This window comes from Lysinibacillus sphaericus (assembly GCF_015844675.1).
Taxonomy (GTDB): domain Bacteria; phylum Bacillota; class Bacilli; order Bacillales_A; family Planococcaceae; genus Lysinibacillus; species Lysinibacillus sphaericus_E.
This window is the reverse complement of record NZ_LDGC01000075.1, coordinates 82,605-97,281: the sequence shown is the minus strand read 5'-3', so window position 1 is coordinate 97,281 and position 14,677 is coordinate 82,605. Positions and strand designations below refer to the sequence as shown.

17 protein-coding genes are annotated in these 14,677 nt (G+C 39.2%); 11 read left to right on the top strand and 6 right to left on the bottom strand.

The features are described 5' to 3' along the window. Genes ABE34_RS19475 through ABE34_RS19445 form a run of 7 tightly spaced genes read left to right on the top strand, consistent with a single transcriptional unit; the run spans position 1 to position 7,837 of the window. The gene (locus ABE34_RS19475) at positions 1-1,455 is read left to right on the top strand and encodes an aldehyde dehydrogenase family protein (protein WP_197144102.1); all 1,455 of its coding nucleotides are present in this window, start codon (positions 1-3) and stop codon (positions 1,453-1,455) included. A 25-nt stretch (positions 1,456-1,480) separates the two neighbouring features. Beyond that, positions 1,481-2,509 (top strand): ABC transporter ATP-binding protein, encoded by a 1,029-nt coding sequence (locus tag ABE34_RS19470; RefSeq protein WP_197144101.1) that lies wholly within the window; start codon positions 1,481-1,483, stop codon positions 2,507-2,509. Further along, positions 2,484-3,461: an ABC transporter ATP-binding protein gene (locus tag ABE34_RS19465; RefSeq protein ID WP_197144100.1), complete on the top strand. Its 978-nt coding sequence runs from the start codon at positions 2,484-2,486 to the stop codon at positions 3,459-3,461. The genes ABE34_RS19470 and ABE34_RS19465 overlap by 26 nt, the downstream gene beginning before the upstream one ends. A 37-nt stretch (positions 3,462-3,498) precedes the next feature. After that, positions 3,499-4,470 (top strand): P1 family peptidase, encoded by a 972-nt coding sequence (locus ABE34_RS19460; RefSeq protein ID WP_197144170.1) that lies wholly within the window; start codon positions 3,499-3,501, stop codon positions 4,468-4,470. Between the two features lie 18 nt (positions 4,471-4,488). Continuing rightward, positions 4,489-6,036, top strand: a complete 1,548-nt coding sequence (locus ABE34_RS19455; RefSeq protein WP_197144099.1) for an ABC transporter substrate-binding protein — start codon at positions 4,489-4,491, stop codon at positions 6,034-6,036. Positions 6,037-6,053: 17 nt separating this feature from the next. Then, positions 6,054-6,995, top strand: a complete 942-nt coding sequence (locus tag ABE34_RS19450; RefSeq protein WP_197144098.1) for an ABC transporter permease — start codon at positions 6,054-6,056, stop codon at positions 6,993-6,995. Between the two features lie 14 nt (positions 6,996-7,009). Next, positions 7,010-7,837 (top strand): ABC transporter permease, encoded by an 828-nt coding sequence (locus tag ABE34_RS19445; RefSeq protein WP_197144097.1) that lies wholly within the window; start codon positions 7,010-7,012, stop codon positions 7,835-7,837. Positions 7,838-8,304: 467 nt separating this feature from the next. Here ABE34_RS19445 and ABE34_RS19440 read toward each other — a convergent pair whose 3' ends face one another. Together ABE34_RS19440 and ABE34_RS19435 are read right to left on the bottom strand one after the other, a co-directional pair. Next, a complete protein-coding gene (locus tag ABE34_RS19440; RefSeq protein WP_197144096.1) occupies positions 8,305-8,730 on the bottom strand; it encodes an HD domain-containing protein in 426 nt (141 codons plus the stop codon). Positions 8,731-8,907: 177 nt separating this feature from the next. Then, positions 8,908-9,360: a MarR family winged helix-turn-helix transcriptional regulator gene (locus ABE34_RS19435; RefSeq protein WP_197144095.1), complete on the bottom strand. Its 453-nt coding sequence runs from the start codon at positions 9,358-9,360 to the stop codon at positions 8,908-8,910. A gap of 197 nt (positions 9,361-9,557) precedes the next feature. On the opposite strand from ABE34_RS19435, the gene ABE34_RS25255 reads away from it, so the two are divergent. The 4 genes from ABE34_RS25255 to ABE34_RS19425 all read left to right on the top strand — a co-directional run bounded on the left by ABE34_RS25255 (position 9,558) and on the right by ABE34_RS19425 (position 11,774). Beyond that, positions 9,558-9,935: a hypothetical protein gene (locus tag ABE34_RS25255; RefSeq protein WP_241747094.1), complete on the top strand. Its 378-nt coding sequence runs from the start codon at positions 9,558-9,560 to the stop codon at positions 9,933-9,935. Between the two features lie 31 nt (positions 9,936-9,966). Continuing rightward, the gene (locus ABE34_RS25250) at positions 9,967-10,260 is read left to right on the top strand and encodes a hypothetical protein (RefSeq protein ID WP_241747095.1); all 294 of its coding nucleotides are present in this window, start codon (positions 9,967-9,969) and stop codon (positions 10,258-10,260) included. A gap of 76 nt (positions 10,261-10,336) precedes the next feature. Beyond that, the gene (locus tag ABE34_RS25245; protein ID WP_241747096.1) at positions 10,337-11,044 is read left to right on the top strand and encodes a hypothetical protein; all 708 of its coding nucleotides are present in this window, start codon (positions 10,337-10,339) and stop codon (positions 11,042-11,044) included. A 289-nt stretch (positions 11,045-11,333) separates the two neighbouring features. Continuing rightward, positions 11,334-11,774 (top strand): GNAT family N-acetyltransferase, encoded by a 441-nt coding sequence (locus ABE34_RS19425; protein ID WP_197144094.1) that lies wholly within the window; start codon positions 11,334-11,336, stop codon positions 11,772-11,774. A gap of 58 nt (positions 11,775-11,832) precedes the next feature. On the opposite strand, the gene ABE34_RS19420 is transcribed toward ABE34_RS19425, so the two are convergent. The 4 genes from ABE34_RS19420 to ABE34_RS19405 form a co-directional block, all read right to left on the bottom strand. Continuing rightward, positions 11,833-12,222: a hypothetical protein gene (locus ABE34_RS19420; protein WP_197144093.1), complete on the bottom strand. Its 390-nt coding sequence runs from the start codon at positions 12,220-12,222 to the stop codon at positions 11,833-11,835. Positions 12,223-12,284: 62 nt separating this feature from the next. After that, entirely contained in the window at positions 12,285-12,731 is a 447-nt protein-coding gene (locus ABE34_RS19415; protein ID WP_197144092.1) for an aminoglycoside 6-adenylyltransferase, read from the bottom strand. Between the two features lie 61 nt (positions 12,732-12,792). Continuing rightward, positions 12,793-13,182 (bottom strand): RDD family protein, encoded by a 390-nt coding sequence (locus ABE34_RS19410; protein ID WP_197144091.1) that lies wholly within the window; start codon positions 13,180-13,182, stop codon positions 12,793-12,795. A 20-nt stretch (positions 13,183-13,202) separates the two neighbouring features. Continuing rightward, complete coding sequence (locus ABE34_RS19405; protein WP_197144090.1) at positions 13,203-14,177, bottom strand: carbohydrate kinase family protein; 975 nt, start codon at positions 14,175-14,177, stop codon at positions 13,203-13,205. Positions 14,178-14,677: the final 500 nt, after the last annotated feature.

Sequence of the window (14,677 nt, the reverse complement as noted above, 5' to 3'; positions counted from 1 at the left end):
GTGAAGAAAATTCCGATGTTGATAAATGGTGTGTGGATACATGGTGATATGGAAGCATTATTAGATGTCATGAACCCCTCTACTGGTAAAGTCATTGCCCAAATTACGAATGCGAATAAAATCCATGTGGACGAGGCTGTACGCGCTGCGCGAGTAGCGTTTGAAAGTGAAGAGTGGCGACAAATAAAGGCTTATGAACGTGGGCAGCTACTCATTGAACTTGCACGCTATATACGTCTGCATGCAGAGGAATGGAGTTTGTTAGAATGTCGTGATGTTGGAAAGCCGTTAACACAAGCAAGAGCGGATATGGAAGCGGCAGCCCGCTATTTTGAGTTTTATGGAGGAGCTGCTGATAAAGTTATGGGGGATACGATTCCCATTGAAGACGGCATTTTAAATGCGGTAGTGTTAGAGCCTGTAGGAATTACCGTACATATCGTGCCTTGGAATTATCCTATTCAAATTACGGCAAGAAGTGTAGCAGCTGCAATTGCTACAGGCAATGCAGTAATTGTTAAAAGTGCGGAGGATACGCCATTAACTACACACGCTATAACGGAATGGTTTGCGGATAAGGTACCAAAAGGTATTTTTCAGCATATTACAGGTTTAGGTCGTGATGTTGGACCGTATTTAACATCCCATCCTGATATTAATCATATTACGTTTACAGGCTCTGTTCCGACAGGCATTGAGGTGATGAAGTCAGCCGCAGAAAATGTTGTACCAGTGACATTAGAGCTTGGTGGAAAATCCCCAAATATTGTTTTTGCGGATGCCAACATGGAGCAAGCGCTTGAAGGAGTTGTACGCGCCATTATTCAAAATGCCGGACAAACATGCTCGGCAGGAGCCAGACTCCTAATTGAAGAGTGTGCTAAAGAAAAATTCATGGCACAATTAATACAAAAATTCCAAGCATTAAAAGTTGGCCCTGGTGAAGCGGACGTTGATATGGGCCCGCTTCTAAATGAACGACAATATACGAAGATTTCAACACTGCTGCAAAAGGCGAAAGAGGATGGCTACGTAGTTACTGGTGGTGAAACTCTTACGATTAAAGGCTATGAACAGGGCTATTATGTTGAGCCAACAATACTTGCTGGAGTAAAAGCTAACGATCCTCTCGCGCAGGAGGAAATTTTCGGACCGGTGTTAACTGTATTTGCGTTTACGACGGTTGATGAAGCAATTACCTTAGCGAATAGTACAGATTACGGATTAGTTGCAGGCGTTTGGTCGAAAAATTTGGATACCGCACATTATGTTGCAAGTCGTGTAAAAGCTGGACAAGTGTTTGTCAATAACTATGGAGCAGCAGGCGGAATTCAAATGCCGTTTGGTGGCTATAAAAAGAGTGGCATTGGACGAGAAAAAGGTTTTGTCGCGTTGAGAAATTATACGCAAATGAAAAATATTGCAATACGTTATGCACCACCTAATCAAATGTAATGAAATGTGAGATGGAGGGATGCATATGGATCAGCCAAAAGAAAATCAGGTGCTCCTAGAGGTAAAACATTTAAAAATAAAATTCCATTTAAAAAATGGTAAGCAGGCAAAAGTGGTCGATGATGTGAGCTTTACGATTCGTAAGGGAGAAACGGTTGCGCTTGTAGGTGAGTCTGGAAGCGGTAAAAGTATTACATCGTTATCAATTATGCGATTACTGCCTATTCCACCAGGAGAAATTACAGCTGGTACCATTAAACTGAATGGTAAAAATCTCTTAGACTTTAAAAATAAAGAGATGAGCAATATAAGAGGCAATGAAATTAGTATGATTTTTCAAGAGCCGATGACATCATTAGATCCTGTCTTTACAATCGGTAATCAAATGATGGAAGGCATTCGCAGACATCAAAGGATATCAAAAAAGGAGGCGCGGGAGAAATCTCTGCATCTTTTAAAAGAAGTGGGTATTGCCAATGCAGAAAAGGTGATTGCTGAATATCCACATCAATTATCAGGTGGTATGCGCCAACGTGTCATGATTGCGATTGCAATGTCCAATAACCCTCAACTGTTAATTGCTGATGAGCCAACAACGGCTCTTGATGTAACAGTACAAGCTCAAATTTTAAAGCTTATGATGAAGATGAAGGAAGAACATCAATCGGCTATATTATTTATTACACATGATATGAGCGTTGTAGCAGAAACGGCAGACCGCGTTCTAGTTATGTATGCAGGCCAAATTGTAGAAGAAGCGCCAGTGCGAGAGCTTTTTATGAATCCAAAGCATCCGTATACAACGGCTCTTTTAAAAACAATGCCTAATCTAGAGACAGATGTTAAACGATTGCCGTCAATCCCTGGAACTGTTCCCCCGGCTTATGCGTTACCAGAAGGCTGCCGTTTTGCATCACGCTGTCCATTTGTAATGGCACAATGTCATAGCGTGCAACCTGAGGCAATCCATATTCAAGATGAGCATAAAGTACGCTGTCATTTATTTTCAGAGAAAGGGGCGCATGATCATGACGAAGAAAGAAACCTTGCTTGAAATAAAATATTTAAAAGCGTACTTTCCTGTAAAACGTAAGTCGATGAAGGAAGAGAAAAAGGTCATTAAAGCAGTCGATGATATTTCTCTAGAAATTTTTCGAGGTGAGACGCTTGGGATCGTAGGCGAATCCGGCTCCGGAAAATCGACGTTTGGCCGAACTATTTTAAAACTCGTGGAACCGACGGAAGGAGAAATTTTATATAAAGGACAGCCTATTCAGCAATTAAAGGGAAGTAAACTACAAACGTATCGCAATCAAATGCAAATGATTTTTCAGGATCCTTTTGCATCACTCAATCCTCGTATGCGAGTAGGTGCCATCATCGAAGAGCCGATGAAGCTGCAATTAACATTAACGAAAGAACAGCGCAAAGAACGTGTAAAGGAGCTTTTGCAGAAGGTAGGTCTACCAGAAGATGTTATGCAAAAGTTCCCACATGAATTTTCTGGCGGTCAAAGACAACGAATCGGTATTGCGCGGGCTCTAGCTATTCATCCAGAGTTCATTATTGCGGACGAGCCTGTATCTGCATTAGATGTTTCGGTGCAGTCACAGGTATTGAATTTAATGATGGATTTACAGGATGAATTTCATTTGACCTATTTATTTATTTCACATGATTTAAGTGTTGTAAAACATATTAGCGATCGAGTAGCTGTGTTGTATTTGGGGAGGGTAGTGGAAATTGGTGCGAAAAAAGAACTATATGCAAATCCTCTGCACCCATATACGCAGGCATTGCTATCAGCCATTCCGGTGATCAATTTTGATGAGCCGAAACAAGAAATACCGTTACAGGGTGAATTGCCGAGCCCGATGAATCCTCCTGTAGGCTGTGTGTTTCATACACGATGTCCCTATGTGATGGACAGATGTCATCAGGAACGGCCAGAGCTTCGGGAAGAAAATAACCATCAACGGGTAGCGTGTTTTTTATATGAAAAATAGACTGAAAAATCGGTCTTTTTGAAGTGGGGCGTGTATGATGTTTGGAAACATTACAGATGTGCCTGGAGTTAAAGTAGGGCATGTGGAAAATAGTGAAGGAATTACAGGCTGTACAGCGATTTTAGTGGAAAATGGTGCGGTGTGCGGTGTCGATGTAAGAGGCTCAGCGCCGGGCACTCGAGAGACTGATGCACTTGATCCTATTAACGAAATTGAGCATGTGCATGGGATTTGCCTGTCAGGGGGGAGCGCATTTGGATTGGATGCTGCGACCGGAGTCATGCAATTTTTAGAGGAGCGGGGTGTTGGCGTACAGGCAGGTGTTGCCACAATTCCAATTGTTCCTAGTGCGGTGCTGTTCGATTTGTTTATCGGTGATCCAAAGACAAGACCTACTGCTCCAATGGGCTATGAAGCCGCTAAAAGTGCGGTTGTTGGTCCATTTGCAAATGGTAATACAGGGGCTGGTTATGGTGCGACTGTAGGAAAATTGGCGGGTCCTCAATTTTGTATGAAAGGGGGCCTAGGCAGCGCCTCTATAGCTGGTAAAGAGGATGTTGTAGTGGGGGCCATTGTTGCTGTCAATGCTGTTGGAGATGTGAAAGATCCTACTACAAGAGAAACGCTAGCAGGAGCTAGGGATCCGAAAACAGGGGAATGGATGGATTGCTGTACGTATTTAGAGGAGCATGTGCAATCGGAAGCGTTGTCTGGTACGAATACCACAATCGGTGTCATAGCAATGAATGCTAAGCTGACAAAAGCAGAGGCGAAAAAAATAGCCCAGCTTACACAAAATGCTCTTGCACGGACAATTTATCCAGTACACACAATGCTGGATGGAGATACGATTTTCGTGCTTGGTACAGGAGATAAAGGATTTCCGGTGGACTATTTGGGGCATTTAGCTACAAAAGCTATGGAGGAAGCGATCATTACTGGTATTAAAGCTGCTGATAAATTAGTTGAAGTAGAAAGCTATAAAAGCATTCAAATAATGAACACATAGAGAATAGGGGGAAATAACATGAGACTAAAGAACAATTGGTCGTTGCTGTTATTGACAATGATAGTCGTTTTACTAATGAGTGCCTGTTCAAGTGATGACAAAAAGGATGCAAGTACTAGTGGAAAGACAGTGGCGGATTTACCTCAAGAAATCGTAGTACGTATAAATGACGACCCAGATTTTTTAGATCCACATAAAGCGACAGCGTCTATTTCTTACCAAATGATCCTTAATATTTTTGAAGGACTGATGGCACCGCAAACAGATGGAACTTTAATAGAAGGGTTAGCCGAAAGCTATGCAATATCTGAAGATGGTTTAACATATACATTCAATATTCGTCCGGGTGTGAAATTTCATAATGGAGAGGATTTAACTGTTGAGGATATTCAGTATTCATTTGATCGTTTAATGGGGAAAAACGGCGGCGAAAAGATGTCAAATAGCTTTGATAATGTTGCGTCAACGGAAGCACCAGATGCCAATACATTTGTGATTAAGCTAAAGGAGCCAAACTCCAATTTCTTATATTCATTAACAGCTCGACAATCAGCTATCTTACCAAAAAGCAATGATGGAAAGCATAATGAAAACCCGATAGGTACTGGACCATTTGCTTATGTAAAATACTCTCCGGGCACAAATTTAGAACTGAAGAAAAATGAAAACTACTGGAAGGAAGGGTTACCTTACTTGAATAAAGTGACGTTTACCTTCCAATCGGATGATCAAGCAGCGATTATGAGTTTAATGGCCAATGAAGTCGATTTAACGAGTGTACCTTGGCAGCGCGTAAGCGAAGTAGGAGATAACTATAACTTATCTCATCAAAATAATAACTCATCATTAATCGTTACATTTAATGAAACGAAAGCACCTTTTGATAATGTAAAGGTCCGTCAGGCAATTAACTACGCGATTAGTAAGTCCGATATTATTGACTCAGTGTTTGCGGGCTATGCTGTACCACTTGGTTCAAACATGAGTCCAGCAATGGGGGACTATCAAAAGAAAGGCTTAGAAGATATGTATAAGCGTGATGTGGAAAAAGCCAAAGCATTATTAGCAGAAGCGGGCTATCCTAAAGGCTTTAAAACGAAAATTACTGTATCTTCACATAATGATATTTATTCAAATATCGCGCAAATCGTTGCCGATAATTTAAAGGAAATTGGTATTGATGTAGAAATTGAAGTTGTAGAATGGGGAATTTGGCTAGACCGAGTTTACTTTGGTCGGGACTATCAAATGACAACAATCGATTTAACTGGTCGTGCTTCTGCTTATGAAATTATTAATGATTACATTTCAACAAATGATAGTGAAAACTTCTTCAAATTTAAAAATGAGGAATACGATAAAATTATGGCAGACGTTTTAAAGGAAAGAGATCAGGCGAAGCAAATTGACTACTATCATCGTGCACAGGAAATTTTAGCTGAGCAGGCAGCAGCGGTATATGTCGCAGATTATCAAATTGTTTGGGGCTCTAAGAAGCAAGTTACTGGATTAAAGAACTACCCATTCTGGTTCCATGATATGTCTGAGGTTAAAATTTCTAACTAGAAAGGGATGAGTGCTTGATGATGTATATTATACGTCGATTCATCCTGTTAATAACAACTATCCTTCTAGTGTCGATCATTACATTTGGTGTTTTTCAAATTTTACCTGGTGATCCGGTTCGGACGATGTTAGGTACTGAAGCGGATCCCACACAAATTGAAAATTTGCGATCAGAGCTTGGCTTGAATCGCCCCCTTTATGAGCAATATACAGATTGGATGAAGGGATTATTAACAGGGGAATTAGGAAAGTCTATTCGCTTTTCAATGCCAGTAAAAGACTTACTGTTTGACAGACTACCTGTAACGATGTCATTAGCTGGGCTCGCCCTCGTAATTGTGTTACTCATTTCCTTACCGTTGGGGATGTTTGCGGCGAGAAGACAAAATAAGTTCAGTGATATGTCGTTGTCAACAGTGACACAAGTTGGAATGGCCATTCCTTCTTTCTGGCTCGGAATGATTCTCATTTTATATGTTGGACTGCAGTTCAGCTTCTTTAAAATAAGTGGCTATATTCCGTGGACGCAAAGTGTAGCAGGAGCGTTAAGTACACTTGTTCTTCCTGCGTTAACGATTGCGATTCCACAAATTGCGATCAATTTTCGCTATGTTCGTACGTCAATTTTAGAGCAAGTTCAGCTCGATTATGTGCGTACCATTCGTAGTAAAGGGATGTCTGAGCAAAATGTTATGTATAAGCATGTCTTAAAAAATTCGATGATTCCAATATTAACGGTATTTGGATTGATAATGGCTGAAGTTGTTGCTGGAACGATTATTGTGGAGCAAGTATTTTCACTGCCAGGCGTTGGTCAACTTCTCATCACAGCTATTAGTAATCGTGATTTTCCATTAGTACAAGGAATCGTTATGTATATTACTGTTGCGGTGGTCATGATTAATTTTATGGTCGATATTTTATATTCAGTGTTAGATCCTAGAATCCGATTACGATGAGCGAGGTGGATACGATGAAACATATACAAAGATACATGAAAAATATTAATTTAATCATTGGTCTACTAGTCATTGTCGGTTTTCTAATCATCATGATCATCAGCTTTTTTTATACACCCCATGATGTGAATTCGATGAATATACCTCAAAAATTACGTAGCCCAAGTAGTGATTATCTATTTGGAACGGATGAATTTGGTCGTGATATTTTTAGTCGTATTATGAAAGGAACACAAACGGCCTTTGCAGTTGGACTAATGACAGTATTTATTGGAACAATTTTTGGTATTTTAATTGGTGGTATAGCGGGGTATGTAGGTGGCTGGATCGATGAAATTTTTATGCGCATGATGGATGCATTAATGGCCTTTCCAGGAATTATACTAGCTTTAATGCTCGTGGCTGTATTTGGGCCGGGGATTGTTAATACGGCTATTGCATTAGGCATTATTGCCATACCGGCCATTGCCAGAATTACACGTAGTGGTTTCGTCCAACATCGTGACACTGAATATGTTTTAGCAGCAAAGTTAATCGGTGTAAAACCTTATAGCATTATGTTTCGTCATATATTACCTAATATTTCATCGCAAATTATCGTCGCTGCCACTGTGACCTTTGCGACTGCAATGCTTGCGGAGGCGGCACTTAGTTATTTAGGGCTTGGCGTGCAGCCACCAAACCCTAGTTGGGGACGAATGTTAAAAGATTCACAAGCCTATTTAGTGGGAGCCCCATGGTACACTTATGCGCCAGGTGGAGCTATTACAGTACTTGTATTAGGTTTGTATATGCTTAGCAATGCATTACGCGATTTTATGGATCCGCGTTCAAAAGCGTAAAATATCAGGTGCTTTCTTACATCGCTATTGACGACGAAGGCTTGTAAAAGAATAAAATAATTTTTAGTAGTTCAAACGTTTATAAAGTTGTTTGAAGACAATTAATTTGATATTTTCCGTATTATCTTCCACGACTTTACTATTGTTATATTAATATCTTTTGGAATTAACTTTATTTTTAAAATGTAGTTAATTTATAAGGACACCGTCCACGCGTAAAATTGAGAAAGCATTTTGCATTATGCAAGGTGCTTTCTTCTTAAATCATTCGAACCCTCTTACCCGTCAGTAAGTACCCGAAAGAAAAAGACTGTCAAATTTGACAATCTAATCAAGTGCTTTGTGAGCTGTTTTCTTTGCTTTTGTAGCAAAGGCAAGGCGGATAAGTTGAACAATCCAGTTAAGACCTGAAAAAGCTATGACGGCAATATAAATTTCACTTAACAATTCTTTTTCTAAATGGTTTGTTATTGCTCTAAAAACTCAGTAGCTTTTTTATATTTTTCAAGCCGCCCTAAATCCTTATCGGTTATGCTTAGAAGTCGGGAGCGGTCTGAATTATGTTTTAAGTCTGCTAGTTTTACTATTCTAGCAATAGGGGAGGCTTTAACTTGCCTAAGATAATCAAAATAAGGTGTATTTCTATCTTTGGTTAAGACTTGCACCGCTTCAATCACACTTTCAGGTATTCCAGCGCTCTTTAAGTCATTTGCTGTTACCTTTGTATCTTCAAGAACGTCATGCAAATAAGCAGTAGCCTTTTCTTCCGCTGATTTCACAAAACTGGCGACTGTTTCAGGGTGTTTAATATAATCAACGCCTGCTTTATCAACTTGTCCAGCATGAGCATTTCTAGCTATCTCATGGGCTATCTCAACATAATCATGCAACATATAGCAGACCTCGCTTAATTCCTATAATAACTTTCATTTTAACATACTATTCTCTCGCTAACTAATGCTTAGAGTGCCAAAAGAGTGTAATTCAAGGGCTGTTAACGTTATATTAAAATAGTTATTCTTCGTGAAGAAAGGCGATTCCAAATGCTCGAAAAGCACTAGGGATCGCCTTTAATAATTTCGTTTATGCCCTTTTTTTACGTATTCCCAATCGGTTTCAATGTTTTGACGAATACGATTTAAAAAGTCTTGAACACTGTCCATTTCTTCAGGAGAAAAACCATCTAATGCTCTAGCATTCGAATAGTCTCCTTCTCGCTTTAATAATGGATAAATCTTTAAACTTTTTTCTGTTGGGTAAAGCTGTTTGTTTTTCTTGTTACCAACTTCACTACGCTTTTCTACAAAACCTTTAGTCTCCAACTTTTGAATCGCTCGGGAGGCCGTTGTACGATCTACCTTCAATAGTTCAGCAACCTTTTCTTGAATAATACCAGGGTTTTCACAGATGCGAGTGACATACAAATACTGTCCCTTTGTTAAATCAAGTTCTTTAAACTCAATATTACTAATGGAATCAAGTGCCCGTGCAATCGCACCAATATCACGTAAAATTTCCTTCATTGATTGCCTCCGAAAAAATATTGTATTTGCAACAAAAAATACTCTATACTATATAATATCATCCATGAAGGGGAATTTCACAGAATTGAGCTTTAGGAAGCCCACTTCTTCAGAGGTGGGAGGAATAAAGTGCTTTTCTTTGCGGAAAGTATGTTTTTAGTATATTATGAATAATCGAAAAAGAGGGGTGGCGGGTAATGACGAAATGGAGGAAAGATTGTTTTATTAAAGAACTCAAGTTACTTCTAGAGACATGGCAAAAGGATATCCTATTAAAACGTTTTAAAATTGCCCGGACACTCTATAATACGACTTTATCTTATGCAGTAAAGCACTATACTTTAATGCAAGAATCCAAACACTATCGAAAACAATTACGTCGCTATCAAAAAGCGAAAAAATCGAATGATTCAAAAGAATTGAAGCAGACCGCAAAAGAATTAGATAACATTCGTCAATCTTTTGGATTAAGTGAATATCAACTGCATGCGTATATTAAAAAGCATCAACATAACTATAAAAAACATATAGATAGCAATACTTCTCAGAAAATCGCTTCAAGATGTTCTATTTAAAAGGAGTAAAGCACACTTTAAACGTTACGGAATGCTTCATTCTATAGAAGGGAAATCGAATAAAGCAGGCATTCGATTTAAAGAGAATATTGTCTATTGGAATGGATTAACCCTTCCTGTTCGTATTCGCAAACAAGATTTGTTTGTAAAAGAATCCCTTGCTCGTCATACCATTAAATATTGCCGTCTAGTCAAAAAAGTGATTCGTGGAGTATATACTTTTTACGTACAACTTGTGATGGATGGGATGCCTCCTGCAAAGAGAATTCCATCTACAGGAGCATTTCGGCATGCCTATCAAAAACAAAAACGAGTAGGTATTTGACATTGGTCCTTCTACCATTGCGGTTGTTTCAGGAAAAACCGTTTTCATCCAACAACTTGCGCCAGGAGTACCTTTATTGGAGAAACGAAAAAGACGTTTATTACGCAAATTGGATAGAAGTCGTAGAAGTACCAATCCTAACAATTTCAACAAGGATGGACTTATCCAACATGGCGTCAAACTCCATTGGACATATAGTAAAAACTATCAAAAAACAAAAAAACAACTACAAGAATTATATAGAAAGAAAGCTTGCTACATCAAAGAAACACATGGTGCGTTAGCAAATAAAATCTTGTCTCTTGGCGATGAGGTGTACATCGAAACCATGCATTTTAAAGGATTGGCAAAACGTACAAAACAAACTAAAACAAATATACTGGGCAAAATCCAATCCAAGAAGCGTTTTGGAAAAAGCATTGGGCATCATGCCCCTGCCATGCTAGTGGAAATCATCGATCAAAAATTAGGTTACACAAAACAAATGATAAAGAAAGTAAATACGATCATCTTTAGAGCCAGTCAGTACAACCATGTGACAGACAGTTATGAAAAGAAAAAACTCCATCAACGTTGGTGTCAAATTGGCAGTCATCTCGTACAACGAGATTTATATAGTGCATTTTTACTGATGAATAGTGAACCAAATTTACAACAAACGAATCGAGACTTATGCAATAAAACGTTTAATACCTTTTTAGCGTTACACAATCAACATATAGAAGGCTTGAGACAAGTCAAGAAAACATTCCCTCTTAGCATGGGTATCAAACAAATCAAGTGAGGGCTATTCCTCCGTAGGTAGAGCTACCTGCCTTCGTTAAAACTTATTGTTAACACAACATCGGTTGTGTAAATAAGAAAGTCTTATAGAACAGAAGATAAATCAAAGATGTTGTACACAGGACATGGCAACACCATCTGTGGAGAGCTTTGTAACGCTTCTTTTAAGTATATAAGAACCCCACTGCTTTAGCTGTGGGAGTAGTCAGTTCATATCTACAGGTGGTTTTCTTTTCCAAACAGGGGAGAGTACGCTCCTAGAACAGTAAAAAACGAGGAGGAATATAAAAATGAACACGAAAAAAATTACAGATGAAAAAGATTTACAAACAGCGTTTGCCATTCGTCAAAAAGTTTTTATTGAGGAGCAAAAGGTGCCAGAGGAAGAAGAATATGATGAATTCGACACGTTAGATGCAGCATGTGATCATATTCTTGTGTACTATAACGATCAACCTGTAGGTACTGGTAGACTGCGAGTTGTTGATGGCTATGGCAAACTAGAGCGTATATGTATATTAATAGAATTCCGCAAATATGGTTTAGGTAAAGTAATTATCCAACGTTTAGAGGAAATAGCACTAGAAAAAGATTTAACAAAATCAAAATTAAACGCGCAATCTTATGCAGAAGGCTTTTATGAAAAACTAGGCTATAAGCGTGAAGGTGAAGAATTTATGGATTGTGGCATCCCACATATTTTAATGAAAAAGCAATTAAATATGGCGTAGGGTACTCAATATATTTAAAAATAGCAAACTAGGTTTTATGTTAGTTTGCTATTTTATTTTAGTGCAATAACTCTTTTGTTTTCTCCCATAATGGTTTAATTTCTTCTTTATTTGGCACATTTTCTAATATCCAATCTAATTCATTATTGAAGGCGTTCACTAATTTCTTAACGGCCATTTCATGTGTGACAAGGGTCATACAATTCATAATATCGCCTATCTCATTTAAGGGGTTAGAGGGGAGCGAATTATATGTAGCTTTAAGTCCTAGTAAAGCTCGCTCAGGGCAATATTTATGCAGGAGTACTTTAGCGAAGTGTTCTAAACTATTCCGCAGTAAATGAACACACCAAATCTCATTTCCGCGTTGAGCACTCCAATAATATTGATACAAATACCAGACAGTATCATCTACAGCATTTTGAAATTCAAGTGGAGTTAATGCCATAGTTGTACTTTCCAGTTTAGCTATAAGGATTTCATTCGGATCAAATAATATTTTAACTTCTTTCAGCGGGTGTTTGGACACCCGCTAAAAGAAGTTAAAGCCTCCGGCGGGATGTCACGGAATCGGAAAGGAGTTCTTTGTGCAAACGCAAAGCCGATTCCGGACGCAATTATGCCAAGGCATAATTGATTGACATCTTTATTACTTATTTCTGAGGGAGCTACGGTAAATAAATCGATATGAATCAAGTCTTCATATACGACTAGTAGCTGAGGGGCAATAATATAAATGTCATCAACAAATAATGTATCCTTATAAGTTTCAATATGCTTCTTGCGATTAGGCAAAAATGCTTCCATATTTTCTTCCTTCACAACGCAGTACATATCGATATCTGAAAATCTATCATGCTCCTCTCTAGCCATTGATCCTCTTAAAAATACAGCTTCAATATATTCATCAGCTTTAAGACTTTCAAGTAAAACCTCAACAACATGATCTAAATTCAAGTATATCCTCTCCTTCTATTAAAACAGGCCACCCAATAATATTTTGAGTAGCCTTATTTTGTTAGACTTCTTTTACAACGGTGTCTGAGAAGAGATCGTGAGGTAGAAGTTGTCCGTTTTGTTGTTCGAACGCTGTTGGATTTTTTAAGTAGTCGAATGAGCTAATTGAGTCACGATACGCCATTCGTTTCAGAATTTGAGCAGAAGTGAGCTTAGTCCCATTTTTATTCTCAAGAGCTATCCCCATTTTATTATAGCCAACGGTTTGCCCATTTTTATGTAATTGTGCAAATTCAAGTGACCACATAACTGCTGTTGGTGTGACAATGGCATGAATAGCCTCGTTTTTTACTTTTTTCCGCAGGACATATTCCACTCCAGCTGTGACAGCAGTTGAAATTGCCAAATCAATTAGAAATGCTTTTGTTCGTTTTTTAGTAATAGATTTCATCGGAGTACCTCCTCATATGTTCAAAGGAATATATTGTCTTTAAACGGCAACTCTTGCTTAGTAAGGTAAGAGGCTATGGCCCCATGTTTTTCTGTCGAAGCTCCAGCATAGTTATTCGCGAATGTAAGGAGGGAGGGTGCATGCTGCTGACAAAAGTCAACTAGATTGATCGCTGTTATCTGCTTGCTAAGGAGAACGGTTAACAATGCACCAATAAAGGCATCACCCGCTCCAGTTGTATCAATCGCATGGACTTTTTCAGCTGGCACTTTGACATGAAGTTTTTTAGTATAAAGACTTGCACCCTCTGCTCCACGAGTAATGATGAGTACTTGTACTTTCCCTTGAAATAATGAATGGACTGCTGTTTCCTCATCCTCAATCGATGTTAAAAATAAAAGCTCCTCCTCGGACAATTTAACGATATGGGCCTCGGGTAAAAATTCCAAAATCGTTTGACGACAGGCTCTCTCATCATTCCATAGTGGCAAGCGAACATTTGGATCAAAAGAAACGAGACTACCTGCCTGATGAGCTTGTTCTATCAAGGCTACATGTGCATGTTTCATTGGGCTTTCCACTAAATTAACCGAACAAAAATGAAGAATATCTTTATCTGTTAAAAGATTAGGTGGCAGTTGCTCTTTGTTGTAAAGTAAATCTGCTGCGTGGCAACGATAAAATAAGAAATCACGGGCTCCATCACTTGTCAGTGAAACAAAGGCTAAACTTGTTTCACCCTCAACAGTTTGAACAATATAGTTCGTATCGACATCGGCTTTTTTTAATGTTTCTACTAGAAAATCTCCAAAAGCATCCTGACCGACCTGTGTAATAAGGGCTGCTTGTTGCTCAAGCTTTGCACAAACAGCTGCAACATTGGCAGGGGCCCCACCAGCATTTTTAGTAAATTGCTCAACTGTAGCAAGGGAGGCATTTTGTTCGGTAGGTGTAAAATCAATTAATAATTCACCAATTGCATATAGTTTACTCATGGAAAATCCTCCTTTATATCAATTTCGTCCTAGATAATTGGTGCTGTCGCGCAGAAAAATTGCCATAAGGAGTGGCTATCCGCCGTTATGCGCATTGAATCCGTCGTTCAGCACCATCATTCCGTCACTAAGCGCATTGTATCCGTCGATAAGCCAGTCGGTTCCGTCGCCTTCATTTGAATCCGTCGCTCAGCAGGATCTATCCGTCGATAAGCGCATTGTATCCGTCGATAAGCCAGTCGGTTCCGTCGCCTTCATTTGAATCCGTCGTTCAGCAGGATCTATCCGTCGATAAGCGCATTGTATCCGTCGTTAAGCCAGTCGATTCCGTCGCCTTCATTTGAATCCGTCGTTCAGCAGGACCAATCCGTCGATAAGCGCATTGTATCCGTCGTTAAGCCAGTCGATTCCGTCGCCGTCGCTTGCATCCGTCGCTCAGCAGGATCTATCCGTCACTATGAGCTTTGTATCCGTCGATAAGCCAGTTGGTTCCGTCGCCT

Excerpts from the sequence above, each read along its gene's own strand:
- ABE34_RS19420 (WP_197144093.1), bottom strand. The coding sequence starts at position 12,222 with ATGGCATTAACTCCACTTGAATTTCAAAATGCTGTAGATGATACTGTC.
- ABE34_RS19450 (WP_197144098.1), top strand. The coding sequence starts at position 6,054 with ATGATGTATATTATACGTCGATTCATCCTGTTAATAACAACTATCCTT.
- ABE34_RS19460 (WP_197144170.1), top strand. The coding sequence starts at position 3,499 with ATGTTTGGAAACATTACAGATGTGCCTGGAGTTAAAGTAGGGCATGTG.
- ABE34_RS19405 (WP_197144090.1), bottom strand. The coding sequence starts at position 14,177 with ATGAGTAAACTATATGCAATTGGTGAATTATTAATTGATTTTACACCT.
- ABE34_RS19445 (WP_197144097.1), top strand. The coding sequence starts at position 7,010 with ATGAAACATATACAAAGATACATGAAAAATATTAATTTAATCATTGGT.
- ABE34_RS25250 (WP_241747095.1), top strand. The coding sequence starts at position 9,967 with ATGCTTCATTCTATAGAAGGGAAATCGAATAAAGCAGGCATTCGATTT.
- ABE34_RS19435 (WP_197144095.1), bottom strand. The coding sequence starts at position 9,360 with ATGAAGGAAATTTTACGTGATATTGGTGCGATTGCACGGGCACTTGAT.
- ABE34_RS25255 (WP_241747094.1), top strand. The coding sequence starts at position 9,558 with ATGACGAAATGGAGGAAAGATTGTTTTATTAAAGAACTCAAGTTACTT.
- ABE34_RS19410 (WP_197144091.1), bottom strand. The coding sequence starts at position 13,182 with ATGAAATCTATTACTAAAAAACGAACAAAAGCATTTCTAATTGATTTG.
- ABE34_RS19465 (WP_197144100.1), top strand. The coding sequence starts at position 2,484 with ATGACGAAGAAAGAAACCTTGCTTGAAATAAAATATTTAAAAGCGTAC.
- ABE34_RS19440 (WP_197144096.1), bottom strand. The coding sequence starts at position 8,730 with ATGTTGCATGATTATGTTGAGATAGCCCATGAGATAGCTAGAAATGCT.
- ABE34_RS19470 (WP_197144101.1), top strand. The coding sequence starts at position 1,481 with ATGGATCAGCCAAAAGAAAATCAGGTGCTCCTAGAGGTAAAACATTTA.
- ABE34_RS19455 (WP_197144099.1), top strand. The coding sequence starts at position 4,489 with ATGAGACTAAAGAACAATTGGTCGTTGCTGTTATTGACAATGATAGTC.
- ABE34_RS19425 (WP_197144094.1), top strand. The coding sequence starts at position 11,334 with ATGAACACGAAAAAAATTACAGATGAAAAAGATTTACAAACAGCGTTT.